Origin of the sequence: Pseudoalteromonas sp. PAST1, from assembly GCF_021532515.1 — a bacterium.
Classification (GTDB): domain Bacteria; phylum Pseudomonadota; class Gammaproteobacteria; order Enterobacterales; family Alteromonadaceae; genus Pseudoalteromonas; species Pseudoalteromonas simplex.
Map to the genome: position 1 here is coordinate 43,258 of NZ_JAKGBH010000023.1, position 25,101 is coordinate 68,358.

Genomic DNA, 25,101 nt, shown 5'->3' on the forward strand with positions numbered 1-25,101 from the left:
AAAAAAGCCCCAAACAGGGGCTTTTTTAATATCTATTCAATAGCTTATTTAGCAAGTGGGCTTACATAGCCGTCTGGTTTTAATGCTAATACATCGCAGTCAAGGCTATCAATCACATGCTCTGCTGTGTTACCGACAAGCGCTGCACTTAAGCCAGTACGTCCAACTGTACCAATCACTACTAATTCGCTGTTGAGGCGCGCAGCAACATCAGGAATAACATCTTCAGGTAAGCCTTCTTCAATGTGGCAATGAGCTTGGTCAATATCAAAGCCTTCAGCTAATGAAAGCGTTGATTCAAAGTGATGTTTTTTAACTGATTCGTTGTAAACACCTGGGTTAAACTCAGGAATTTCAATCGCGATATTAACCGGCGTTGCTGGGTAGGCATTTACTAAGTTAAGGGTGGCGTTGGCCAAGTCACAAATGAAGCGAGCGTCATTAATAATACGCTTGTTAAGTTCAAGGTGTTGTTCATTCTCACTCACTGCGTTTACAGCAGCTAAAATATTGCCTTTTGCTGGCCACTCTTTCTCTTTAACAAGTAAAACTGGTGCAGGGCACTTACGAATGAGGTGCCAGTCAGTAGGAGTGAAGATAACCGATTTAAGTGTATCGTGTTGATGGGTGCCTTTAACAACAAGATCAAAGCCATCATTGATCACGGTATTGATAATAGCTTCGTACGGACGGTTATGCCAAACCACACAGCTATCAATAGTAAGATCAGGATAAAGGGCAATCTGCTCGTTTAACCATTCTTGGCGGTCTTTTATTACGGCTTCGCGCATTGCTTCACGCTCATCAGCAGAAAGCATAGTGGTCATTTCATAAGAGAAGTCGTAGATACTGAGGAAAGCGGTGATGGTCGCGCCAGATTTTTTGGCTAGATCAATTGAGCGGCTTAAACTATGTTGCTGCTCTTTGGTTGGGTCTATAACTGCTAAAATTCGTTTAATTGCGTCCATGTGCTGCTCCTTAACTGTTCCGCAAAAAGTAGTACTTTGAGTGTAACCTAAATTTAGAACAGTTAAAGGGGCAAACAATATAAAGTTGCGTTAAATCAAACTCTATTTACATTTGATCGCTGCTGTTGCTGCAAGCGCTTGCTGGTCCAAAATGGTGATAAATTTGCCTTCAACTTTAATAAAGCCCGCTTTTTGGAAGCGGCTTAAAAGGCGGCTAATTGTTTCAACAGTAAGGCCTAAATAATTACCGATTTCACCACGTGTCATGGTTAAACGGAATTCTTTACGTGAGAAACCACGTTCACCAAAACGCTCTGCAAGATTATAAATAAAACTTGCTAGACGCTCTTCAGCTGACTTTTTATTGAGTAACAATAACATTTCTTGGTCGTAGTTAATCTCATTACTCATTAAACGCATAATTTGTTGGCGTAGCTTAGGTAATTTACCTGCTAATTCGTCTAGAGTATCGAATGGAATTTCACATACCATTGAAGTTTCAAGGGCTTGCGAAAAGCTTTGATGAGCCATTTTGTTGATTGCATCGAAACCGACTAAATCACCAGCCAAGTGAAAGCCAGTAATTTGTTCATCACCTTGTTCAGACAAAGTATAAGACTTAAACGAGCCAGAGCGTACCGCATAAATAGCATTTAAGCTTTCGCCAGACTCAAATAAATAATCACCTTTGTGTAGAGGCTTTTTACGTTCGATGATTTCATCGAGACGATCCATTTCTTGACCGTTTAATGAAAATGGCAAACATAGCTGGCTGATACTGCAATTATTACAGCTAATTGTGCATAAGCCTTTTGACTTGTTTTGTGAGAAGTCCATACATCAAATCCATTCAAATAGGTTAACAACTTTAGGTTAATGAACTAACTTATCGGTTGCTATAATTAATAAGTATATACCGTACCATATTATTACGCTGCCTAGAATAACCCTTATCCAAACATGGTTAAAAAGAGTATTTATTTTTTGACTAACAAGACCAACACTGATCATTGCTGGAAAAGTTCCCAAAGCAAAAAATAACATTACGCCTGCACCGTGAAGAGCTGATGGGCTTGTGAGTGCCCAGGTTAACGCAGAGTAAACTAGGCCACAGGGTAACCAACCCCACAAAGCGCCATAAAGCAAGGCTTTCGGGGTTGTATCGACCGGTAATAAAAAACGATTGAGTTTAGCTAAATGCTGCCATATGAGCGCCTTGCCTAGTTTTTCTAGCCACTGTAGGGTTGCCGCTAAGCGCATTATGTAAACCCCAACTAGTAGCATAAAAATACCACTCAAAAACGACAACGCTATCGATATAGAAGTATTTTGCGCTGCAAAGCGACTACTAATTCCAGCTACGAGTGCACCGGCCAGCATATAACTGAGTGCTCGGCCTAGGTTATAAGCAACCGAAAAGCTTACTGCTCGATTTTTGTTGGCAGCAAGTTGTAAACTACTGGCAATGCCGCCACACATAGCTAGGCAGTGACCACTGCCTAACAAGCCCATTATAAATGCACTAATAAACAGCGGATCAATCATTACTTTTGTTATGCTGCTCTTTATCGTCTTCGAACAGAATACTGTGACCCTGTTTATTTAAATCAGAAAACTGCTCGCTTTTTACAGCCCAAAAGAATACCCCAATTGCAATTAGCACAAATAAAATGGCAATTGGGATAAGCATATAGATGATACTCATAGTTTTAATAACCTTAATGAGTTGGTAATAACCAAAATGGAGCTTGCAGACATACCGATGACGGCCATCCAAGGAGCTACGAGCCCAAGGGCTGCCAATGGTAAAATCGAACCATTGTAAATAAGTGATAATGCCAAGTTTTGCTTAACAATACGGCGCGTCTTTTTCGAGACAGTAAGCAAATGTTCTATAGCCGTTAGATCACTATTGAGTAATACCACATCAGCACTATTTTTGGAAATATCAGCGCCGGTTTCCATTGCGATAGATAAATGGGCACTGGCAAATACCGGGCTGTCATTCACGCCATCACCAACCATAGCAACAATGGCACCTTCAGCTGCCAATGTTTCAACATGGGCTTGTTTATCGCGAGGGCTACATGCTGCATGCACGGTATCTAAATTTAGCTGTTTTGCAATTCGCTCACCACTGTTAGAGGCATCGCCCGTTAACATATGGCATTTGAGCTGTTGTGAATGAAGTGTAGTAACCAGTTTTTCTGCGTTATCACGTAAGCTGTCTGCTAAGTAAAAGCGCGCAATGACTTGTTTATCGATATACAAGGTTGCTTGAGCATCAGCTTTTTCGGTATCAAACCAACCGCTTTTACCTATCGCAAGGTGTTGATCATTGAGTAAAGCGGTAATGCCTTTACCCGGTTCGATAGTCACATTCTCAATAGGGTTTATTGAGTCGTTGAAACCAGCAAATGCATTAGCTATAGGGTGCTCAGAGAAGCTTTCAAGTTGGGCAGATAAGCGTAATGCATCAGCTTCACTGTACTGGCTGTTTACTAGCTCAACGCGTTCAATGGTAAAGCGACCTTGCGTTAAGGTACCTGTTTTATCAAAGGCGATATCAGTTAATTGTGGTAGCGTTTCTAATACGTGGGCTTGCTTAATTAAAATCCCACGCTTTGTTAAGCTTGCAACTGCACAAGTTAGGGCAGTTGGAATCGCTAAACTAAGCGCACAAGGGCAGGTTGCCACAAGTACAGAAATAGTCACCCAAAAGGCATGCTCGGGGTCTATTTGATACCAACCAATCGCTGTTATTGAGGCAAACACTAATAAGCAGGCAACAAACCACTGTGCTACTTTATCTGTGATCTCAACTAATCGCGGGCGTTTGGTTAACGCTGTGTGTTGCAACTTAATAATTTGATTAAGCAAGGTATTTTGACCGATTTTGTTGATCTCAATACTGATCACGCCATCGTGGTTAATCGTTCCTGCGTAAACTTGATGACTGACAAACTTATTAACGGGTTGATGCTCGCCCGTCATCATGGCTTCATCAACGGTTGTTTGACCTTTTGTAACAATACCATCAGCAGGAATAGTCTCGCCTGCTTTGATTAATACAACATCACCCAGTTTTAGTTTTTTGGCCGCAATTATCGATTCTTGGTTATTCTCATCGATAATACGAGCTGTAAGAGGCAGTAACTTTTGCAAGTTAGCGGTAAATTCACTGGCTTTTAAACGGGCTCTAAATTCTAAATATTTACCTAATAATAATAAGAAGGTAAACATACAGATAGATTCAAAATAAACTTCGCCAACCGACATTAATGTGGCATAACAGCTTGCCCCATAAGCACCAAAAATAGCTAATGAGACAGGTAAATCCATATTCAGCTGTTTGGCTTTTAAACCATTAATAGCATTGGTTAAGAATGGCAGGGCACTGTAAAGAATTACAGGAGATGCAAGTACTAAGCTTATCCAGCGAAAATACTGCTCGAAGTTCTCTTCCATGCCAGAGAACATGCCAAAATACATAGCGAAAGCAAACATCATTACTTGCATGGTCATCAGACCGGCAACCCCTAAACGGCGGATATAAGCTTTTGCGGCTTGTTGTTTTTGGCTCGCTTCAAGGTCTGCCTGAAACGGGTAGGCTTTATAGCCGATTTCATGTAATGAGGTGATAATTTGGCTAAGCGGTGTAACCGATTTATCCCATTGGATCATGGCACGGTTGGTCGAAGTATTTACATCAACACGTTTGATTGCTTTTAAGTTAAGTAGTTGTTTTTCGATTAACCAAGCACAGGCAGCACAGGTGATGCCTTCAACCGTTAATAGTACTTCTGATAAATCATTAGTGGCTGAAATAAACTCGTCTTGAATATCTTCGTTATCGTAACTTTTAATCAACTCAAGCTGCTCTGGAACAAGCTGTTCAACTTTACCAGAGCGTACAGTTCTAAATTTATAATAATCGGTCATGCCTTGGGCGACGATATTCTCAGCAACCGTTTGGCAACCAATACAACACATAGGTTGTGCCTTACCGTCTATTTCGACAGTCGCATTAAAGCCTTTTGGCACACTTTCAAGACAATGAAAGCAATTATCGGACATTAGAGTTTACTACTTATATTCAGGGCTAATCGAAATCGTTTTATCAGTTGGTAAAATGACATCTTCTTTAAGTTTCCAACTGTTATCGATTGGTTCAATAAACACTGTGTATGCACCGTCAACATGGGTGTCGAGTAGGGCAGTAAAATCGCCATGGGCGTTTTTCATTAAGCTTACATCAAAGTCATTGGCTTTAATGGTGCGATGATAAAAAGACATTTTTAAAGAGTGAACATTGCTTGCATCACCCTTGGTGAAAGTGAATGTTACTTTGTCGTCTGCAACATTTAAATCGCCATGTAAGTAAAGTGCTTTTGCTTTATTAAATTTGCTGAGTTCAAGGTTAATTGCCTTGCCTTTTTTATAATAATCGTCAACAACCATATCTGGGCCGTTGCCAATTGCCATATAAATAAGACCAGCACAGCCGATGATAGCTGCAAGAGGAAAAGAGATTAAAAACCATGGCCAAAAGTTTTTATACCAAGGAGTGGGTTTCATAGTACTTATACCTTTAAAAACGTTGTACGCATTTTATCGGATTTAAAAGCAAAAGACTAAAAAAAAGCCTCCAGATGGAGGCTTTTTTGATCTTAATTAATCTATTGAATTAAAAGATTAATTGTTTATACATTTTATTAACCGCGTGGTTATTTATCTTGCGATAAGCTGTAAACGTACGCTGTTAATAAGTGAACTTTATCTTCACCTAAAATGTCTTTCCATGCTGGCATTACACCGGCGCGGCCATTGATTAGTGTTTCTTCAACAGCACGTTTAGAACCACCGTATAACCAGATGTTATCTGTTAGGTTAGGTGCACCAAATGGTAAGTTGTGTGCAACTGAACCTTTACCGTCAGCACCGTGACACGCAGCACACATTGCAAACTTAGCAGCACCTGCAGCAGCGTCTTTTTGGTTAACAGTACGGCCAGAAAGGCTAAGTACGTGAGCAGTCATTTCTTTAATGCCTTGCTCGCCAAGCGCATCACCCCAAGGTGGCATCGCAGCAACACGACCGTAAAGAAGTGTTTCTTTGATCTTGTCTGGTGAACCGCCGTATAACCAATCGTTATCTGTTAGGTTAGGGAAGCCTTGACCACCACGTGCATCTGAACCATGACATTGTGCACAGTTTTGAGAGAATAAACGTTGACCAATCTCAAGCGCTTTTTCGTCTTTAACTAGTGCTTCAATATCTTGTTTTGCGAATGACTCAAAGATTGGGCCAAAACGCTCATCAGCAGCGATAAATTCTTGGTCTAATTGAACGTTCTCACCGTTAGCTAATGCTTGTTCAGTCGCTTCTTTAGACTCAGCTAAAGAGGTAATACCTTGGTTAGAACTTGTCCACTTACCTAAACCTTCCCAGTTACCTAAACCTGGGTAAGCAGCAAGGTAGTATACAGACCAAATAAATGTCGCGAAGAACATATAAGTCCACCATTTTGGTAGTGGGTTGTTAAGTTCTTCAATGCCGTCAAATTCGTGACCACAGCTTTCGCCTTCTTTCACACCTGCGTAGTTTTTTAAGTTCCACAGAAGTAGGCCGAAGATGATAGCAAGACACGCTAGGGTTAATACAATAACCCATATACTCCAAAAGCTAGTCATTTCTCAGACTCCTTTTCCTCATTAGAGATTGTGTTGTTGTGTTTTTTTTCATCTTCAAATATGGCATTAGCAGCATCGTCAAAACGGCGTTTGCTACGCTTGCTGTATGCCCATACAACAATCACAATAAACAGTACTAAAATTACCAGAGTCAAAATGCCTCTGTATGTTCCGTAATCCATAATAATTACTTCAAGTGTGTGCCAAGCTGTTGTAAGTAAGCGATTAGAGCTTGCATTTCAGTTGCACCTTGACCACCGTTCATGGCTTCGATTTTCGCAATGTCAGCTTGTAGCTCTTCGTCACTTCCGTAACCTTTACCGTCGTAACGGTCGCTCGCTTTATCAATTCCGAAGCTATCACGGAATATTTGAAGCTTTTTAAGTGTATGGGTCGTATCGACTCTGTTTTCGTCTAACCAAGGAAACGCTGGCATGTTTGACTCAGGAACCACTGCACGTGGATCCATTAAGTGAGCATGGTGCCAATCGTCTGAGTAACGCTCACCAACACGCGCTAAGTCAGGACCAGTACGCTTAGAACCCCATTGGAATGGGTGATCCCATACTGACTCACCAGCTACAGAGTAGTGACCGTAACGCTCAACCTCGTCACGGAAAGGACGAATCATTTGTGAGTGACAGTTGTAACAACCTTCACGCACGTAGATATCACGGCCTTCCATTTCTAACGCTGTAAGAGGGCGTAAGCCATCAACAGGTTTAGTCGTATCGTCTTGGAACATGAGTGGAGTAATCTCAACTAATGCACCAAAGCTGATTGCAAAGACAGTCAAGATAGCCATTAGGCCAACGTTCTTTTCGACTATTTCGTGTTTGTTTTGTGAATTATTATTGCTCATCGTGCTACTCCATTATGCCAATTGTGCGTCAGCGTCTAGTTGAAGCGAATCTTTCTTCGCTGCAATAGTACGATAAACGTTGTAAGCCATAATTAGCATACCTGTTACGATGAATACACCGCCTAGGAAACGCATGATATAGAACGGATACGAAGCTTCTAATGACTGTACAAAGCTGTACATTAACGTACCGTCTGAGTTTACTGCACGCCACATTAGACCTTGCATTACACCAGAGATCCACATTGCTACGATGTATAGAACAACACCAACAGTGTGTAACCAGAAGTGCGTGTTAACAAGTTTAACACTGTACATACGGCCTTGTGAGAATAGTGCAGGGATTAGGTGATAGATAGCACCGATAGAAATCATTGCAACCCAACCTAGTGCACCTGAGTGTACGTGACCTACAGTCCAGTCAGTGTAGTGAGAAAGCGCGTTAACTGACTTAATAGCCATCATTGGGCCTTCGAACGTAGACATACCGTAGAAAGATAGAGAAACAACTAAGAAACGAAGTACTGGGTCAGTACGTAGTTTATGCCATGCACCTGATAACGTCATGATACCGTTGATCATACCACCCCAAGATGGAACGAATAGGATAACTGACATAACCATACCTAAGCTTTGCGTCCAGTCTGGAAGCGCAGTGTAGTGTAGGTGGTGAGGACCTGCCCAGATGTATAAAGAAACAAGAGCCCAGAAGTGAACAACCGATAAACGGTAAGAATAAACAGGGCGGCCTGCTTGTTTTGGTACGAAATAGTACATCATACCTAAGAAACCAGCAGTTAATAAGAAACCAACAGCGTTGTGACCGTACCACCACTGAACCATTGCATCTACAGCACCTGCGTAGATAGAGTATGATTTAGTTAGTGAAACTGGAATTGCCATGCTGTTTACAATGTGTAAAACGGCAACAGTAATGATGAAACCAGCGTAGAACCAGTTCGCAACATAGATGTGCGATACTTTACGCTTGATTAACGTACCAAAGAATACAACTGCGTAAGTTACCCAAACAACGGCGATAAGAATATCGATTGGCCATTCAAGTTCTGCGTATTCTTTTGAGCTTGTGATACCTAATGGTAAGGTAATCGCTGCTAGTACGATAACAAGTTGCCAACCCCAGAAGGTGAAGGCTGCTAATTTATCTGAGAAAAGGCGCGTTTGACATGTACGTTGTACGACGTAATAAGACGTCGCAAAAAGTGCACTTGTACCAAATGCGAAAATTACTGCGTTCGTGTGTAACGGACGTAGTCGAGAGTAAGTTAACCATGGTGTATCAAAGTTAAGTGCTGGCCAAGCTAATTGGGCAGCAATCAGAACCCCAACACTCATGCCAACGATGCCCCAAATCACTGTCATAATAGCGAATTGGCGTACAACTTTATAATTGTACTCAGTTTGTGATGCTACTGTTTGGCTCATTTTCTGGCTTCCGCTGCAATAAATGCGTTTTAGAAATGAATTACCCACTTTTATTCAAAGTGGGGCCTACTATTACTTCACAAGCGTGTTACCTAAAGCCAACTTAGCGGTGCTAGCTTCAGAAAACAAACTCGAGAAACCCTTATTTTTGCGATGGAAATGATAAAATTTTTGACCTTAAAAAGATAGGTCAATTGCATAAAATTATGACATCAATCAAATTTTAGCGCTTTGTTGGTTATTTTTTGTCAGAGATTGTATTTTTATTGACTTATTATTAGGTGCCTGTTGTCTTTTTTGGGCATTCTAATTAGTATCTGACTTTATTTTATACAGGCAAATAGAGTGCGAATAAGCTTATTTCCCGTGTTCCTTTTTAGTCTTTTTTTAGCTGCATGTGATAGCCAAAGTATAGATAAGGGCAGCACAAGTACAAGTTGTCAGAACAATAGTCATTGCAATTACCCTAATAATGTAGAAGTTTGGCTAAGTAACCCAGATATCAGTCCAGAAACACCGTTTACGATTAACCTAAAGTTACCAAAGGAGGCAAAAAACCTTTCAGCAAAACTTGAAGGTGTCACCATGTATATGGGTTTTATTCCACTGCAGTTTAAACAGACAGGACAAGTTTGGGTTGCTGATACTATGGTTGGCGCATGCTCTGAACCTGTTATGACTTGGAAAATGATGCTCACTTATACTTCTGGCGATAATCAACCTCAAACCTTGCTTTATTATTTCGATTCACTGCAAACTCGATAACATCTTCCCTTATTATTGTTGATCGCAGTTTTTAATTATCTAAAAGCTGTGATTAGCGCAATTTCTGCTTCACCTTTTTTTACTTGATGTTCTTTATTAGCCGTATTTTTATACGGTATTACAAACTGACGGAACAAAAACAAAAAATCATCCTCTAATACACTGTTTAACAGACTAACTTTGTCTATTTAGTTAATTTAAGTGAATAACTATGGTTAGCAGTCTTACCAAGCTTTTACGGTTTTTATAACGTTGTGTGATCAACTTGTAAAAATTTCATTTGTAGCATTAATTGGGCTCTGATTACACTTGATTACAAAGTGCGTGCAATTGATTTCAATCGTGTTTTTTTTGCTACTTAATAATGTTATCTTGTTGATGTATGGTTGTTTTTTTCTATTAACATTGATACATTGTGAAACCTTATTACCTAAAGTTGGTACGCCATTTTTGGGTTGTTCTTTATTTGATCTTTCATTCAGTTTTCGTTCAGTTAACTGCGCCTAAGTTGCCCTCCGCTGACTCGTGATTCTAATAATAACGAGCGCTACCTAACTAAAGGTAAATTTCCAACAAGTAGGGTTTTCACATGAAAAAATCAATTCTTGGTTTAGCTGTTGTTTCAGCAATCCCAATGTTCTCAAGCATGCAAGTTTTAGCTGCTGATGATGCAGCAGAGTCTATTGAAAAAATTCAAGTTACGGGTTCTCGCATTAAGCGTTCTGATATGGAAAACGCAAGCCCAGTAACATTAATTGGTGCAGATGACATCAAAGCAATGGGTGCAACAAGCATCGATAGCGTATTACAAAAAATGACCGCAACAGGCGGCGCGATGACTAACCCAGGCGTAAATAATGGTTCTGGTGGTAACGCACGTATTGATTTACGTGGTTTAGGTGCTAGCCGCACATTAGTTTTAGTAAATGGTCGTCGTATGATTGCATCTGGTACAGGTGCGGCATCTACTGTTGACTTAAATACAATTCCTGTTTCTATGATCAAATCTGTTGAGGTACTTAAAGACGGTGCTTCTGCTGTTTACGGTACTGATGCGGTAGCTGGTGTTGTTAACATCATCTTAAAAGACGATTTTGAAGGTCTTGACATGAATGTTAACTCTGCAATCACTGGTGAAGGTGATGCAACAGAAAATTCATTCGACTTCACAGTTGGTTCGTCTTTTGATAAAGGTAACATTGTTATCGGTATGCAATACACCGATCGTGGCAAAGCAAAACAATCTGACCGTGACTTTTCTGATTGCCCAATCTCTGAAGGCGCTAATGGTTTAAACTGTAACGGCGGTTCTGTTTATGCTGAAGGTGGTCACATTTGGCAAGACGGTACAATTGGTGATGTAAATAAAGCGGGTGAGTCTGTAGATGCAGATGGTAATCCAATTACTTCTGGCCTAGCCCACCAAGATAATGGTTTGAGCGGTCTTGGTGGTTTACACCCATTTACTGATGCTGATCGTTACAACTTTGCACCTGATAGCTACCTTTACACGCCAATGGAGCGCTTAAACTTAACAGGTCTTGCTACTTATGAACTAAGCGACGAGACGCGTTTATTCACTGAGTTCACTTATACTAAGCGTTGGTCTGAGCAACAAATGGCTGCTCAACCAATTTGGTTTGGTTTTACTTATGATGAATCAATGGGTGACTCACTATTAGGTCAAACATATAACAGTAAAGTTGACCGTGATGGCGATGGTATTGCTGACCGTGATGCAGATGGTAACTACATCACTGAAACAGCTAATTACGCGTATGGCGATAAAATTTTCTACGGTCGTCGTATGTCAGACACTGGCGCACGTTATTTTGAGCAATCTGTAGATACTGTTCGTGCTGTAATTGGTGCTGATGGTTTCATCGGTGACTATTCATGGGATGTATCTGCTAACTTTGGTCGTAATGATTCAGTAGATAAATTGAGCAACCTTCACAATATTGGTTCATTAACTGATAGCATTATGTACACGAATGATGAAGGTCAAGTTGTGGGCACATTTAACCCACTAGATCAAAATGCTTGGACTTCTGAAGGTTTCCGTAGAAACGTTTACACTGAAGTAAATAATGGTGGTAGTCAACTATTTATCCTAGCGGCTTCTGTATCAGGTGAGTTATTTGAATTACCAGCAGGTTATGCAGCATTCGCAGCAGGTGTTGAGCGCCGTCAAGAAAAAGCTTGGTACACGCCTGATTCTTTAACTGCTCAAGGCCTAGCTAATGATCCGATGGTTGAGCCAACATCAGGTGGTTTTGATGTAAACGAAGCATATGTTGAATTTGCATTACCACTTCTTGCAGATGCGCCACTTGCACAAAATGTAGAATTAAGCGCTGCTATCCGTGCATTTGATTACAGCACATTTGGTTCAGATGAGACTTGGAAACTTGGTTTAACTTGGAAAGTAAACGATGAGTTAATGCTACGTAGTGTTGTATCAACAGCATTCCGTGCACCAACTGTTTCAGAGCTTTATTCTGGTAACTCACCTTCATTCGAACAAGTTGAGTACCCTGGTGCGCAAGACCAAGCAGAAGTTACTGTAGGTGGTAACTCATCTTTAACACCTGAAGAAGCTGATACTTTAACTGCTGGTATCGTCTATGAGCCTGAGTGGTTTGAAGGCTTCAGCATGACGCTAGATTACTACGATATCGAAATTGAAAATGCGATTGCGACAGTAGATAACCAATACATTGTTGATCAGTGTTTGAAGACAGATGCAAATAATGGTTCTGCGTTATGTAACTCGGCAAATGTATCAATCGATTCAACGGGTCGTATCATTTTCAATAACCAGCTACAAAACATTGGTTCTGAAAAAACATCTGGTATCGATTTAAATCTTTCTTACTCATTTGAAGCTGCTGGCCTTAACTGGAAAGCGGGCTTAGATACAACTTACTTAGACGAGTATGTTGTTCAAGTTACTGGTGAACCTGTTGACTACGCAGGTGTTATTACGTCAGGCTCTGGTGGTTATGCAGATCTTAAATCAAACCTAACAATTAATGTTGCTGGTGATAACTGGGATGCTCAGTACCAAGCTCGTTATATTGCTGGTATGGATAGTTTTGCATGTATCGGTGATGAAGATTCATGTTATGCGCCTACAACACCAACGGTTATTTACCATGATATCAGTGGTTCATACCTTATCAATGACTCAATTACACTTTCTGCAGGTGTAAATAACTTATTTGATAAACAACCACCATATTACACTGGTAACAATGACTCAAACACTGACCCGTACACATATGATGTATTAGGTCGTCGTTTCCACGCTGGTATTAACGTTAAGTTCTAATCTAGTTTGAAATGATTACTAAGGCCCCGTTTTTACTGGGCCTTTTTTATTGTCTGAAAGCCTATCAACGCGTAAACTATAGAGGTACTTTTAACAAACGAGGTGATATTGCTTAAACAAGACGAAAACTTATCTTTTATTATTGAGCCTGAGCTTAAACCACGCACAGAGCAACGACTCGACCTGTATTTCTCCATTCCGAATGAAATGAGTGTTAACCCGCAAACACTGAGCGAAGAATCATTCTTTAATAATAACTTTAAATCGCACCTTGCGTATAACGCTAACAACATTCACTTACCCTTAGTGAGAAGCCGCTTTGTTAGTAAAAACAAAGGTGAACAACAGGATTATCGACAAAACTTAAACTTATATTGTTATCAAGTTCGACTCGCGCTGAATGCAGATATTAAAGACACCCTAAAACACCAAGAAGCCGAAGAGTTTTACCCTGCAGCCATTGAGTTGTGCCAGCAAACCAAAGGCTTGTTGAAAAAGCTAAGACGCTATACCCCAGATGATGAAAAGCTGCTGCCATTTTATAAAAACGCTGATAACTACTTAAGTTGGCATGTAGAGCAGTCATTTTTGAAACTATTGGATGAAGGGCCGCGCAGTAGTGATTTTGCAAAAGAGCGCAGTGATTTATTAGAGTTCTGCAAAGCTGAAAACAGTTATCGTGATGAGCAAGAATATAATTCGCAATCAACACTCGAAGATGCCAACCGTATCACTAATAAAATGCGCCTATTACAACGTTTGATTGAGCATGGAGTGGTGCTTACACGTAGCACGCGTCACTTAAACAGTTATTTAAAACGCATGGTAAAGGGCACGGTGACCGCAGTGATCATGGCCTTTGTGATGTTGGTTGTGTTAAATGCTCGCTCAAACTTTACCGAAGTAACAGCAACCTTGATTTTGATCTTGGGTGTTATTTATGGTCTTCGCGAAATATTTAAAGAAGACATCACACGGGTGATCTGGCGAGCTATCGTAAGAGGGCGACCAAAATGGCGGTTTCAATTTAAAAACAGCATTACTAAAGACAAAATTGCCAGCCAATACATTTGGCTTGAATACACCAGTTTTAAACGCCTGCCGAAAACGGTAAGAAGAATTTTTTCGAAGCGACGTCATCAAAATAAACAGGCTGCTCAGTGGCTGCATTTTGCAAGCGAAACACAAGTTAACGCTAAAGAGTTTTTACCTGGCTACGATACCTTGCAACAAACCATGCAATTTAGCTTGGCACCGTTTGCTCGCTATTTAAAGCGGGGTGAAGGTAAGCTCTATCATCTAGATAGTAATAAAATCTCTAAGAAAGCCGTAGAGAGGCGTTATCAGTTAAATGTGGTATTAGTCTTTACACAAAGCGAAGATGAAACTTTGTATCAGCGCTACAAGATTACGTTAAATCGCAGCAAAATTGTTAATATTGAGCGTATTTACTCACAAACTGACATTCTGAAAGATGAAAGATGAAAGGGTGGCCTTGGCCACCCAATTGGGTTTATTTAGCGTCTAAACCAGTTTTGCTATAAAGCGATACTTTGTCTGACACTAGGGTAATTTCGATATTTTTATCTTTGTTACCCCAAATGCAGTTAGTGTGTAGTGTCTTTTCTTCACACTTATCTGCTGAACCTAAGATAGCTTCAACCTCAGTTTTATCCATGCCAATTTTAATTTTTTCGTAGTTCTCTAAGTTTACTTTTGAGCAACCCGCTAAAGTAAGTGTTGCAGCCGCTGCTGCAATTGCCATATATTTTTTCATAATTGTATCCATTAATGGTTGTAGCGTCTTATTTGCACGATCATACCCATACGTGGGTGATCAAAATAATGTATCTCGTTACTTATCACACGTTTAAATTGTGAAAAACGTGCTTTTTCGTAATCACCGTTTTCTAGGCGCTGACTAATATCAAAATCTGCGTTTATAAATAGGTAGTGACGAACATAAATTTTCATTAAACCATCAAATTCCCACTTTGGCACATTTTGCAACTGGTCGGGAATATAGCGCTCAGTAGGGCCCACTAGGCTTATAAAGTCGTTATTTTCATTCTCTACTGGGGTTGAGTGTTTTGCTAAGTGTTCACCGGAAAATAAACGGATACTGGGTGCGTTTCTTTCACTCATTTCAGGAAAACGCCAGCCAGTGTGCAAAATAGGGGTTAAGCCTTTTCTATCAAGCTGATTTTTTTGCTCAACAAATTGTAATTGTTCTGGCGCCATTAAGTAAATGTCGTCAGTGTCTTCACGGGGCTCAACAACGGGTGTAACAGGCAGTTGATTATAGCTTGCTAAAAAATCAACACTGTCGTCACATACATTAGAGTGAGGGTTGCTATTCACTAAAGAGTCGGTAAACGAATTTGAGCGAAAGCGGCTATCACCTTCAATACACGCTTGCTTCGCTTGTGCTGTGTATGCAGGAGATAATAAATCTTTGCTACGCTTTGCCTTGATCTCATCGTGTTTTAAACTGAAATCTTCCTGTAAATAAGGGGCTGGGCGCTGTTTATAAATAAGAACTTCTATTTCGAACCAACGTGCTGCAAATGACGAGCTTGTATATAAGCAACAAAGCAGTAGTAAACTATTTCTAAACAACATTAATGGCTAACCTTTTTTTCGAAATCTGCAATCATTGCAGTGACCATTTTTAAGCGTTCGCGAGCGTTGGCTTCGCTAATTGCAAAGCGCAGTTTATTTGCGCCATCCATTTTATACACCTGCGGTGCACTTTGTATCAAACCTATAATGAAGCTAGGGTTAACCTTTGTATGCTGGCTAAACTCAAAATAGCCGCCTTTCGGGTTTGCTTCAATCTTCTTAATGCCGATATTACTTGCTTGCAGTTTTAATTGCTGCAAACTGAATAAGTTTTTAGTGGCGTCAGGCAGCAGACCAAAACGGTCAATCAGCTCTACCTGTAACTCGTCCATATCATTGAGGTTAGCACAGCTTGCAATGCGTTTATAGATTCCTAAACGTACGTTTACATCATGAATATAATCATCAGGTAATAACGCTGGCAGCTTTAAGTCAACCTCAGTTTGTTGACCTAATAAGTTCTCAAGGGTTGGCTCTTTACCTTCTTTGAGGGAGTTAACCGCTTGCTCAAGCATTTCCATATACAAACTAAAACCAATGGTTTGCATTTGACCCGATTGATCATCACCAAGCAGCTCACCAGCACCACGAATTTCTAAGTCATGGGTTGCGAGCGCAAAGCCTGCACCCAGGTCTTCCAGTGATTCAATCGCTTCGAGGCGTTTAACCGCATCTTTACTCAGTGATTTAGGGTTACCAGTCAGTAGGTAGGCATACGCTTGGTGATGGCTTCTTCCAACACGACCACGCAACTGATGCAGCTGTGCCAGACCCAGCTTATCTGCTCTATCCATAATAATGGTGTTGGCAGTGGGTACATCGATACCGGTTTCGATGATGGTGGTACACACAATCACGTTATATTTTTGGTGATAAAAATCACTCATAATTTGTTCAAGCTCGCGCTCTCGCATTTGACCATGTGCCGTTGTTACGCTGGCTTCAGGTACCCATTCGCTAATTTCTTCAGCAACTCGGTCTATGGTTTCAACATTATTATGTAAGAAATACACCTGACCACCGCGTTTAATCTCACGCAGAATTGCTTCACGAATAAGTTCAGCATCTCTTTGTCTAACAAAGGTTTTAACCGCTAAACGTTTCGCAGGCGGTGTGGCAATAATTGACAGGTCACGCATACCACTCATCGCCATGTTTAATGTACGTGGGATAGGGGTTGCTGTGAGAGTTAAAATATCGACATCGGCACGTAATGCTTTGATTTTTTCTTTTTGACGCACCCCAAAACGGTGTTCTTCGTCAACAATCAATAAGCCCAAATCTTTAAATTGAATATCTTGTTGAATAAGCTTGTGAGTACCAATCACGATATCTAATTTACCCTCAGCCATTTTATCTAGGGTGTCTTTTTGCTCTTTGGTTGAGTTAAAACGCGATAAAACACCAACCTCAATTGGTAAATCGGCAAAGCGGTCTTTAAAGTTTTCATAATGCTGCTGTGCAAGCAGTGTGGTTGGTACAAGTACCGCAACTTGCTTGTTATCATTCACGGCCACAAAAGCTGCACGCATTGCCACTTCGGTTTTACCAAAGCCTACGTCACCACATACTAAACGGTCCATCGCTTGCTTACTTTGCATATCACCGAGCACAGACTCAATGGCGTTGCGTTGATCGTCAGTTTCTTCAAATGGAAAGCTGTCGCTAAACTGACGATAAGCACTGCCATCAAGCTTAAATTTATTGCCAGGCTTTGCTTGGCGTTTAGCGTAAATATCTAATAGCTCAGCTGCCACATCACGCACTTTTTCAGCGGCACGTTTTTTTGCTTTTTCCCACGCATCGGAGCCCAATTTATGGAGCGGGGCAGAGGCTTCTTCACCACCTGAGTAGCGGCTCAGCATATGTAACGCAGAAACGGGCACGTATAGTTTTGCCTCATTAGCGTAAATAATCGTAACAAACTCAGTAATCACACCGGCAGCATCAATGGTTTCAAGGCCTTGATAGCGTCCTACACCGTGATCAAGGTGCACAATTGGTTGGCCTTCGCGTAGCTCAGCAAGGTTACGAATAAGCGCATCTTGGCTGGCTTCGTATTTGTGTTTACGGCGTCGACGCTGCGAAACCTTAATGCCTAGTAATTCTTGCTCTGTGATAATAGTTAAACGCGGTTTACCGTCTAGCACCACACTTTGCTCAAGTGGCGAAACGATTAGGCCAACATCACTCGAACTATTGGTAAAATCGCTAAACGATTCAAATTCTTTAAGCTTTAAACCACTTGGCTTTAATAAAGTGAGTAATGATTCGCGGCGGCCATCTGATTCAACCGAGAGCAGCACGCGGCCTTTTTGTTTTTTCTCACTGGCAACATAGTCAATTAAACCTTGGTACGGTTCATGTAACTTATGATCAATACGAACATTTGGCAGCTCTTTACTAGCAAGGTTTGTATGACCCGCTTTGGTACCTAGCTTGGCTTGTGATAAGCGAATACGCGCGTATTTACCAAACTCACCAAATAGTTCATTAACGTTTTGATACAGTTTTACAGGTTCAAGTAAAGGTCTGAGCGGATCAACACGGCGGTTTTCATAGCGTACATTCACATCATGCCAAAACTGATCAGCAGCATGCTCAATATCGCCAAAATGCATAAAGGTTGTATTACTTGGTAGGTAATCGAAGATAGTTGCCAATTCATCAAAAAACAGTGGCATGTAATATTCGATACCCGCAGGCCAGGTTCCTTTAGTCACCTGCATATAAATTGAGTCTTGCTCAGAGCTTGCGCCAAATTGTTCACGATAGTTGATACGAAAACGCTCAATGTCAGCGTCGTTAGTTGGGAATTCGTGAGCTGGCAGTAACTCAATTTTGTCGACCTTTTCATCTGAGCGCTGGCTTTCAACATCAAATAAGCGAATGCTGTCCAGTTCATCATCAAAAAAGTCTAAACGGAATGGGTGCGGGCTACCCATAGGGTATAAGTCAACGATAGAGCCGCGAATCGCGTATTCGCCGTGCTCCATCACTTGTTGTACATGTAAATAGCCCGCTTGTTCTAAGTTTTCACGTAGTGTGTGCGTATCTAAGGTATCGCCCACTTTAAAGTTAAGGGTTGAACCATAAATAAACGAAGCAGGGGCAGTACGCAGCATCAAGGTCGACACTGGCACGATTAATACACTTTGTTGTTCTTTTTTTAAGGTATTTAACGTGGCTAAGCGCGCAGAAATAATATCTTGATGCGGCGAAAAATGATCGTATGGGAGTGTTTCCCAGTCAGGAAAGACCATGACTGGGTTTTCAGGCAACAGAAATTCGAGTTCAGTTTCAAGGCGTAGGGCGCTTGGCGTATCTGGGGTGACAATCACAACCAGCTCGTTGTGTTGTTTTACACCTTCTGCGATGGCGATGCTAAGCCCGCTACCGGTAAGTTGTCCCCATTGAATTTTATCTTTTTCAGATTTTACCCAAGGCAATGCTGCCCATTGCGCAAACGCCATTTACTACTCCTTTAAACTGTTTTTTACTGCTTAGTCTCGATAAATCTTGGTTAAGTCCTGATAGTGATCGATACGACGATCACGAAGGTAAGGCCAAATTCGACGTATGTTTTCACTACGTGCTTGGTCTAATTCAACAACTAATAATTGCTCATCGCTGTTGTTCGCTTCGGCTAAGATTTCACCTTGAGGGCCCGCGATAAACGAGTTCCCCCAGAACTGAATACCTTCACTTTGACCGCTTGGATCACTTTCGTGGCCAACACGGTTACAGCTGATCACCGGCACGCCATTGGCAACTGCATGAGCACGTTGGGAAATAACCCAAGCGTCTTTTTGACGTGTTTGCTCGTCTTTTTCATCACGCGGGTCCCAACCAATGGCTGTTGGGTAAATTAAAATTTCAGCACCGGCCATTGCCATTAAGCGTGCAGCCTCTGGGAACCATTGATCCCAACACACTAATACACCTAATTTACCGACAGAGGTTTGAATAGGCTCAAAACCTAAATCACCTGGTGTGAAGTAAAACTTCTCGTAAAAGCCTGGGTCATCAGGAATATGCATTTTACGGTATTTACCGGCAATGCTGCCGTCAGTTTCAAGTACCACAGCAGTATTGTGATAAAGACCCGTAGCGCGCTTTTCGAATAATGATGACACGATCACCACATTAAGTTCTTTAGCAAGTGCACCTAAGGTGTCTGTGCTTGGGCCCGGGATTGTTTCTGCTAAATCAAAAACGTCTACATCTTCGGTTTGGCAAAAATATAAGCTACGGTGTAGCTCTTGAAGAACAATAAGCTTAGCGCCTTGGCTTGCTGCATCACGAATACCAGTAATTGATTTTGCCATATTGTCTTGAGCATTATCGGTGTTTGATTGCTGAACAAGAGCAACCTTTAAATGCGTTGGTTTAGTCATTGTTTGTTCCTGCTAAAAAGCCGCGCGGTAATTGCATTGTAATACAGTGTAAGCTGCCAAATTGGTGAATAATTGGCACACAATTAATACCCACTACAGTGTGATCTGGGTATGCTTTGGCAACCTGACCAAGCGCCAGTTGATCGTTTTCATCACCATAAATTGGTACTAAAACGGTTTTATTGATAATTAAATAATTAGCGTATGTGGCAGGTAATCTGTCACCATCTTCATCGAACACTGCTTTTGGCCAAGGTAAGGCAATCAGCGTGTAGTTTTCACCCTCTGCTGTTTTAAATGATTGCAGTTGCTTTTCCATTGCATCAAGGGCTGCAAAGTGCTCATCATTTTTATCATCACACTGTACATAAACAAGGGTGTTGTTTGGGGCAAAACGTACCAGCGTATCAATATGGCTGTCGGTATCATCACCCGCAAGGTAACCGTGATCAACCCAAAGAAACGACGTAGCGCCTAATTGCTCAACCAGCGTTTGTTCTATATCTGCTTTTGTGAGTTCAGGATTACGATTTGGGTTTAATAAGCACTCGCTAGTTGTGAGTAACACGCCGCGTTCATTGATCTCGACGCCACCGCCTTCAAGAACCAGCTCACTTTGCTGATAGCCATTTTTAGAATTAGCGACTTGCTTTACAAGTACTTGATTAATTTGATTATCAAGATCACTTGCAAACTTATTGCCCCACCCATTAAAAATAAAATCCATTACTTTCAATTCTGTTGCGTCATCAATATTCGCACAGGTCAATGGGCCATGGTCACGTGCCCAGGTATCGTTACAGGGTGTCACCACAAAGTGAATGCGATTAGCATCAACCTCTGCATTTGCAAGTAAAGCTGCAATATGTGCTTTGAGAGCATTATCATGAGCTACAATCACAACATCTTGTTGTTGGCTTATTGCTTGGCAAAGTGCTACATACACAGGCTCAACAGCGGTTAAATTTGCTGCCCAATCTGTGTCTTGATGAGGCCAAGTAAGCATAACAGCATCTTGCTCAGCCCATTCAGGTAAAAGTCTAAATTTCATGAAGGTATTAAACAAACTAAGGTGGGGCTAGTTTAGCATTTTAGCCATAGATGTCAGCTTTTTGTGCGCGATCCAGCGTGATTTTTATTTGTCTTGCTGATTGTTTTCTTGCTGACGTTTTTTAAGTTGGCGTGTTTGTGCGTGCAGGGCTGCTCTTACGACTAAATCTTGGTCAGCATCGCGAATGGCAGTAAACAATAATGTGTATTGGTATTTATCATCATCGCATTTTTCAATGGCCACTAATTCGGTATAGCAATAAATAGCTGATGCTTCGTGTTGTAAGAATAACTTAGTGCGAAATGTTTGCCCTAATTCATACACATCAGCGGAGGTAAGTTTTACACCGCCACCGCCATAACTATCGCAATAGTTTGCGTTATCGTCAGGTTGCTCTGAGGCTAAGATGTGACTCATGATTAAATCAATTTTACGAGATTGCGCCTGTAAAAAGGCCGCCAGTTCTTGTGCAACATCACCTAGATTACGAAGTGGTCGTAAGCTTGTTTGCTCAAGTTCGTTTACTTCGTTGGCAAGTTTAAACAGGGCAGGGATATCCGCTTCAAGTTCAGCATTGGTTTTTGGCACAGCACTTGGTTCAACCGCATATAAATTGACACGGTTGCTCTCGTTGATTTGAAAATATTGTTCAAATTCGGCTAATTTTTGATTATTCATGCTGTACTCCACACATCTTTCCTTAATACTAGCGTTCGAAGCAGTAAATTGCTAGTAATCAAATAATCAAAAAAAAGGGCAAACTCATTGTTTGCCCTTCATTTTTTACAGGTTACCCTCTTGGGTTTTAACATGTTCTTGTTGATGATGTTCTGCTATCTCATCAGCGAGCTCTTGTCTTGAACGTTTTTCAGTTAACTTACGCGCCGTTAACCAATAAAAGAACAGCGGCACAAAGAATACAGCCAGGAATGTCGCTGCCATCATACCGCCCATGACACCGGTACCAACACTGTGACGGGCACCTGCACCTGCGCCAGAGCTAAGTACTAGAGGCACTACGCCTAAAATGAATGCAAGCGAAGTCATAATGATTGGTCGAAAACGTAAACGTGCAGCCTCAAGCGCAGCCGTACTTGCGCTCCAGCCTTGTTGATGTTTCATCAAGGCGTATTCAACAATAAGAATCGCGTTCTTACTAGCAAGACCAAGTAGTGTTACCAGACCAATTTGGAAGTACACATCGTTTGTCATGCCAACAACCCAAACTGCTATAAGCGCACCAAAGGTACCAAATGGCAGGGCAAGCATCACAGACAGTGGTAGTGACCAACGCTCATATAGCGCTGCTAGAATCAAAAATACCATGATCACAGCAAGGCCTAAGGCAATTCCTGTGGTGCCTGAACTGCGTTTCTCTTGGAATGCAGAGCCTGTCCACTCGTAGGTCATATTAGGTGGTAAAACGGCTTGTGCAATACGCTCAACTTCAGCAATAGCTTGACCCGAACTGTAACCCGGCGCTGCATTACCCATCAGTTTAACAGCAGGTAAGTTGTTATAACGATTTAGGTTTTCTGGGCCACGGCTATACTCGATAGTGGTAAAGGCTGAAAGCGGCACCATAGTACCTTGGTTGTTTTTAACATAGATACGGCCAATGTCATCAGGCTTCATTCTAAATTCAGCGTCTGCAGACATTAGTACTTGCCATGCGCGACCAAATTTATTGAAGTCGTTAACGTAATAAGTCCCTAAGTTACCTGCAAGAGCAGTAAATGCATCATCAATTTCGACACCCATGGCACGGGCTTGTTCACGGTCAACATCAACACGTAGCTGTGGTGCATCAGGGCGCCAAAGTGTTTGCAGACCACTGATGATAGGGCTCTTTTGCGCTTCAGCTGTCATCAACTGCATTGCATGTTGAAGTTTGTCTGGGTCGCTATCACCTTTGTTTTGAATGTAAAACTCAAAACCACCTGTGTTACCTAAACCAAAAATAGCCGGAGGATTAAAGGCAAGAACGAGCGCCTCTTTAATACCTGCTGTTTTCATGAAGAGCTCTTGCACCAGTGCCTTGGTATCAACTTCACGCTCATCCCAATGTTTTTGTGTCACGAATAAGGTTGCAGCGCTGTTTTTGTAACCACCGCCAATAAAGTCAAAACCGGTAAACGCTACCACGTTTTCGTTCGCTGGGTTTGATTGCACGGCCTCAACAACTTGCTGCGTGACTTGCTCTGTGCGTTCAAGTGATGAACCGTCAGGTAAGAAGATTGCAGAGATGTAATAACCTTGGTCTTCATCTGGCACAAGCGAACCTGGGGTGTTTTGCCAAAGGCCAATCGTTGCGGCAATCATACCTATCATTAAGATCAGCCCTAACAGACCACGGCGCACCATAAATCCAACAGCACCAACGTAACGGCCGGTGATCTTGGTAAACATGTCGTTAAACCATAAGAAGAAGCGGGCAGTTTGCTTGTGTTCTTGTTTTAAAATAAGTACACAAAGCGCTGGCGTCATCGTTAATGCCACAACACCCGATAAACTTACAGCAATCGAAATAGTAATAGCGAACTGGCGGAATAGCTCACCGGTTAAGCCACCTAAAAACGCAATTGGCACAAACACTGAACAAAGTACTAAAACAATTGCCACCACCGGGCCGCTTACTTCGCCCATCGCTTTAACAGCGGCTTCTCTAGCACCTAGCCCTTCTTCGTGCATGATACGCTCAACGTTTTCAAGTACCACGATGGCATCATCAACAACAATACCAATCGACAGCACCATACCGAATAAGGTGAGTGAGTTAATTGAGTAACCCAGCATATACATGCCGGCAAATGTGCCCAGTAGTGATACTGGCACTGCTAGGGTAGGAATAAGCGTGGCGCGCCAATTTTGTAAGAATAAGTACACCACTAAGAATACCAATACCATGGCTTCAAGTAGTGTTTTTACAACTTCACGGATTGATACTTCAACAAAGCGGGTTGTGTCGTATGACGTTAAATGAGCAAGGCCGGTAGGGAACTGGCTTTTCATTTCTTCAATAACACCGTTTACTTCTTCAGCTACATCAAGAGCGTTAGCACCCGGTTGCAAGAAGATACCTAACAGTACCGCTTCTTTACCGTTAATTGTCCCTTTGAAGTTATAATCTTTTGAGCCAAGTTCAACGCGGGCAACGTCTTTTAAGCGTAAGCTACTGCCGTCAGTGTTTGAACGAATAATGATATTTTCAAACTGCTCAGGCTCAGACAAACGCCCTTGTGCAGTTACACTGTAAACCAGCTCTTGTGGAGATTGTGTAGTTGGTGTTGCACCAATTTTACCTGCCGCGTATTGTGAGTTTTGAACACGGATTGCCCCTGCAATTTCTTCAACAGTGACACCTAACTGGCTCATTACATCAGGGCGCAGCCAAATACGCATTGCGTAATCTTTGGCACCAAAAATTTGTACACTGGTAGTGCCAGGAATACGTTTAACACGGTCTAGCACGTTCATAGTGACATAGTTTGATGTCCATAAACTTGAACGTGTTCCATCTGGTGAGTAAAAGGCATGAACTTGTAAAAAGCTAGAAGAACCTTTTTGAACTACCACACCTTGGCGACGTGTTTCTTCAGGTAAACGCGCTTCAACCTGCTTAACACGGTTGTTTACGTTAACGGCTGCTTGATCAACATCAGTACCAATTTCAAAAGTAACTTCGATGGTGGTTGAACCTGCACTGGTTGACGTTGATGACATATACATCATGCCTTCAACACCGGTAATGGCATTTTCAATCGGTGTCGCAACCGTTTGCTCAAGCACATCGGCAGATGCACCGGGGTAGGCTGCGGTTACTTGTACAACCGGTGGTGCTATTTCAGGATATTGCGCCACAGGTAAGCTGCGCATCGCAGCAAGGCCCGCAAGCACAATAACAATAGAGATAACAAACGCAAAAATGGGTCTGTCTATAAAGTAACGAGAAAACATAAGACT

General features: G+C 41.7%; 20 protein-coding genes. 3 read left to right on the forward strand and 17 right to left on the reverse strand.

Annotation, left to right across the window (positions count from 1 at the left end; all coding sequences use genetic code 11):
- Positions 1–44: 44 nt before the first annotated feature.
- From uspE to ccoN, 10 genes are all read right to left on the reverse strand, one after another.
- Positions 45–968, reverse strand: a complete 924-nt coding sequence (gene uspE / locus L1272_RS12765) for a universal stress protein UspE (RefSeq protein WP_138618183.1) — start codon at positions 966–968, stop codon at positions 45–47.
- A gap of 102 nt (positions 969–1,070) precedes the next feature.
- Positions 1,071–1,805 (reverse strand): FNR family transcription factor, encoded by a 735-nt coding sequence (locus L1272_RS12770; protein WP_054553050.1) that lies wholly within the window; start codon positions 1,803–1,805, stop codon positions 1,071–1,073.
- 36 nt (positions 1,806–1,841) lie between these two features.
- The gene (locus tag L1272_RS12775; RefSeq protein WP_138600032.1) at positions 1,842–2,513 is read right to left on the reverse strand and encodes a sulfite exporter TauE/SafE family protein; all 672 of its coding nucleotides are present in this window, start codon (positions 2,511–2,513) and stop codon (positions 1,842–1,844) included.
- Positions 2,506–2,673 carry a cbb3-type cytochrome oxidase assembly protein CcoS gene (gene ccoS / locus L1272_RS12780; protein ID WP_054553052.1) on the reverse strand — a complete coding sequence of 56 codons (168 nt, stop codon included), beginning with the start codon at positions 2,671–2,673 and terminating at the stop codon, positions 2,506–2,508. The genes L1272_RS12775 and ccoS overlap by 8 nt, the downstream gene beginning before the upstream one ends.
- Positions 2,670–5,045, reverse strand: coding sequence for a heavy metal translocating P-type ATPase (locus tag L1272_RS12785; protein WP_235373575.1), 2,376 nt, complete (start codon positions 5,043–5,045; stop codon positions 2,670–2,672). The genes ccoS and L1272_RS12785 overlap by 4 nt, the downstream gene beginning before the upstream one ends.
- A gap of 9 nt (positions 5,046–5,054) precedes the next feature.
- Positions 5,055–5,546 (reverse strand): FixH family protein, encoded by a 492-nt coding sequence (locus tag L1272_RS12790; protein ID WP_054553054.1) that lies wholly within the window; start codon positions 5,544–5,546, stop codon positions 5,055–5,057.
- 149 nt (positions 5,547–5,695) lie between these two features.
- Positions 5,696–6,661, reverse strand: a complete 966-nt coding sequence (gene ccoP, locus L1272_RS12795; protein ID WP_235373576.1) for a cytochrome-c oxidase, cbb3-type subunit III — start codon at positions 6,659–6,661, stop codon at positions 5,696–5,698.
- Positions 6,658–6,843 (reverse strand): cbb3-type cytochrome oxidase subunit 3, encoded by a 186-nt coding sequence (locus L1272_RS12800; protein WP_010373992.1) that lies wholly within the window; start codon positions 6,841–6,843, stop codon positions 6,658–6,660. Before L1272_RS12800 ends, ccoP begins: the two co-directional genes overlap by 4 nt.
- A gap of 5 nt (positions 6,844–6,848) precedes the next feature.
- Complete coding sequence (gene ccoO / locus L1272_RS12805; RefSeq protein ID WP_054553056.1) at positions 6,849–7,523, reverse strand: cytochrome-c oxidase, cbb3-type subunit II; 675 nt, start codon at positions 7,521–7,523, stop codon at positions 6,849–6,851.
- A 12-nt stretch (positions 7,524–7,535) separates the two neighbouring features.
- Positions 7,536–8,969: a cytochrome-c oxidase, cbb3-type subunit I gene (ccoN, locus tag L1272_RS12810; RefSeq protein WP_036967883.1), complete on the reverse strand. Its 1,434-nt coding sequence runs from the start codon at positions 8,967–8,969 to the stop codon at positions 7,536–7,538.
- 366 nt (positions 8,970–9,335) lie between these two features.
- On the opposite strand from ccoN, the gene L1272_RS12815 reads away from it, so the two are divergent.
- The 3 genes from L1272_RS12815 (at position 9,336) to L1272_RS12825 (ending at position 14,553) form a co-directional block, all read left to right on the forward strand.
- Positions 9,336–9,734: a hypothetical protein gene (locus L1272_RS12815; protein ID WP_138600035.1), complete on the forward strand. Its 399-nt coding sequence runs from the start codon at positions 9,336–9,338 to the stop codon at positions 9,732–9,734.
- A gap of 589 nt (positions 9,735–10,323) precedes the next feature.
- Positions 10,324–13,068, forward strand: a complete 2,745-nt coding sequence (locus tag L1272_RS12820) for a TonB-dependent receptor plug domain-containing protein (protein WP_054553057.1) — start codon at positions 10,324–10,326, stop codon at positions 13,066–13,068.
- A 108-nt stretch (positions 13,069–13,176) separates the two neighbouring features.
- Positions 13,177–14,553 carry a hypothetical protein gene (locus L1272_RS12825; RefSeq protein ID WP_166339343.1) on the forward strand — a complete coding sequence of 459 codons (1,377 nt, stop codon included), beginning with the start codon at positions 13,177–13,179 and terminating at the stop codon, positions 14,551–14,553.
- A 28-nt stretch (positions 14,554–14,581) separates the two neighbouring features.
- Here L1272_RS12825 and L1272_RS12830 read toward each other — a convergent pair whose 3' ends face one another.
- The 7 genes from L1272_RS12830 to L1272_RS12860 all read right to left on the reverse strand — a co-directional run bounded on the left by L1272_RS12830 (position 14,582) and on the right by L1272_RS12860 (position 25,095).
- A complete protein-coding gene (locus L1272_RS12830) occupies positions 14,582–14,845 on the reverse strand; it encodes a hypothetical protein (RefSeq protein WP_054553091.1) in 264 nt (87 codons plus the stop codon).
- Between the two features lie 11 nt (positions 14,846–14,856).
- On the reverse strand, positions 14,857–15,690 hold the full coding sequence (locus L1272_RS12835) for a peptidoglycan binding protein CsiV (protein ID WP_054553059.1): 834 nt from the start codon (positions 15,688–15,690) through the stop codon (positions 14,857–14,859).
- A complete protein-coding gene (gene mfd / locus L1272_RS12840) occupies positions 15,690–19,163 on the reverse strand; it encodes a transcription-repair coupling factor (protein WP_054553060.1) in 3,474 nt (1,157 codons plus the stop codon). Before mfd ends, L1272_RS12835 begins: the two co-directional genes overlap by 1 nt.
- Positions 19,164–19,193: 30 nt before the next feature.
- On the reverse strand, positions 19,194–20,087 hold the full coding sequence (locus tag L1272_RS12845) for a carbon-nitrogen hydrolase (protein ID WP_235373577.1): 894 nt from the start codon (positions 20,085–20,087) through the stop codon (positions 19,194–19,196).
- Entirely contained in the window at positions 20,080–21,138 is a 1,059-nt protein-coding gene (locus tag L1272_RS12850; RefSeq protein WP_235373578.1) for an agmatine deiminase family protein, read from the reverse strand. The genes L1272_RS12845 and L1272_RS12850 overlap by 8 nt, the downstream gene beginning before the upstream one ends.
- A gap of 84 nt (positions 21,139–21,222) precedes the next feature.
- Positions 21,223–21,816, reverse strand: coding sequence for a PilZ domain-containing protein (locus L1272_RS12855; protein WP_054553092.1), 594 nt, complete (start codon positions 21,814–21,816; stop codon positions 21,223–21,225).
- Between the two features lie 105 nt (positions 21,817–21,921).
- Complete coding sequence (locus L1272_RS12860) at positions 21,922–25,095, reverse strand: efflux RND transporter permease subunit (RefSeq protein WP_235373579.1); 3,174 nt, start codon at positions 25,093–25,095, stop codon at positions 21,922–21,924.
- Between the last annotated feature and the right edge of the window lie 6 nt (positions 25,096–25,101).

Bases quoted from the DNA above. Each gene is read 5' to 3' on its own strand.
- uspE (WP_138618183.1), bottom strand. From the start codon at position 968: ATGGACGCAATTAAACGAATTTTAGCAGTTATAGACCCAACCAAAGAG.
- L1272_RS12855 (WP_054553092.1), bottom strand. From the start codon at position 21,816: ATGAATAATCAAAAATTAGCCGAATTTGAACAATATTTTCAAATCAAC.
- L1272_RS12830 (WP_054553091.1), bottom strand. From the start codon at position 14,845: ATGAAAAAATATATGGCAATTGCAGCAGCGGCTGCAACACTTACTTTA.
- ccoP (WP_235373576.1), bottom strand. From the start codon at position 6,661: ATGACTAGCTTTTGGAGTATATGGGTTATTGTATTAACCCTAGCGTGT.
- L1272_RS12790 (WP_054553054.1), bottom strand. From the start codon at position 5,546: ATGAAACCCACTCCTTGGTATAAAAACTTTTGGCCATGGTTTTTAATC.
- L1272_RS12860 (WP_235373579.1), bottom strand. From the start codon at position 25,095: ATGTTTTCTCGTTACTTTATAGACAGACCCATTTTTGCGTTTGTTATC.
- L1272_RS12775 (WP_138600032.1), bottom strand. From the start codon at position 2,513: ATGATTGATCCGCTGTTTATTAGTGCATTTATAATGGGCTTGTTAGGC.
- ccoS (WP_054553052.1), bottom strand. From the start codon at position 2,673: ATGAGTATCATCTATATGCTTATCCCAATTGCCATTTTATTTGTGCTA.
- ccoN (WP_036967883.1), bottom strand. From the start codon at position 8,969: ATGAGCCAAACAGTAGCATCACAAACTGAGTACAATTATAAAGTTGTA.
- mfd (WP_054553060.1), bottom strand. From the start codon at position 19,163: ATGGCGTTTGCGCAATGGGCAGCATTGCCTTGGGTAAAATCTGAAAAA.
- L1272_RS12770 (WP_054553050.1), bottom strand. From the start codon at position 1,805: ATGGACTTCTCACAAAACAAGTCAAAAGGCTTATGCACAATTAGCTGT.
- L1272_RS12845 (WP_235373577.1), bottom strand. From the start codon at position 20,087: ATGACTAAACCAACGCATTTAAAGGTTGCTCTTGTTCAGCAATCAAAC.
- L1272_RS12820 (WP_054553057.1), top strand. From the start codon at position 10,324: ATGAAAAAATCAATTCTTGGTTTAGCTGTTGTTTCAGCAATCCCAATG.
- L1272_RS12785 (WP_235373575.1), bottom strand. From the start codon at position 5,045: ATGTCCGATAATTGCTTTCATTGTCTTGAAAGTGTGCCAAAAGGCTTT.
- L1272_RS12800 (WP_010373992.1), bottom strand. From the start codon at position 6,843: ATGGATTACGGAACATACAGAGGCATTTTGACTCTGGTAATTTTAGTA.
- L1272_RS12835 (WP_054553059.1), bottom strand. From the start codon at position 15,690: ATGTTGTTTAGAAATAGTTTACTACTGCTTTGTTGCTTATATACAAGC.
- ccoO (WP_054553056.1), bottom strand. From the start codon at position 7,523: ATGAGCAATAATAATTCACAAAACAAACACGAAATAGTCGAAAAGAAC.
- L1272_RS12850 (WP_235373578.1), bottom strand. From the start codon at position 21,138: ATGAAATTTAGACTTTTACCTGAATGGGCTGAGCAAGATGCTGTTATG.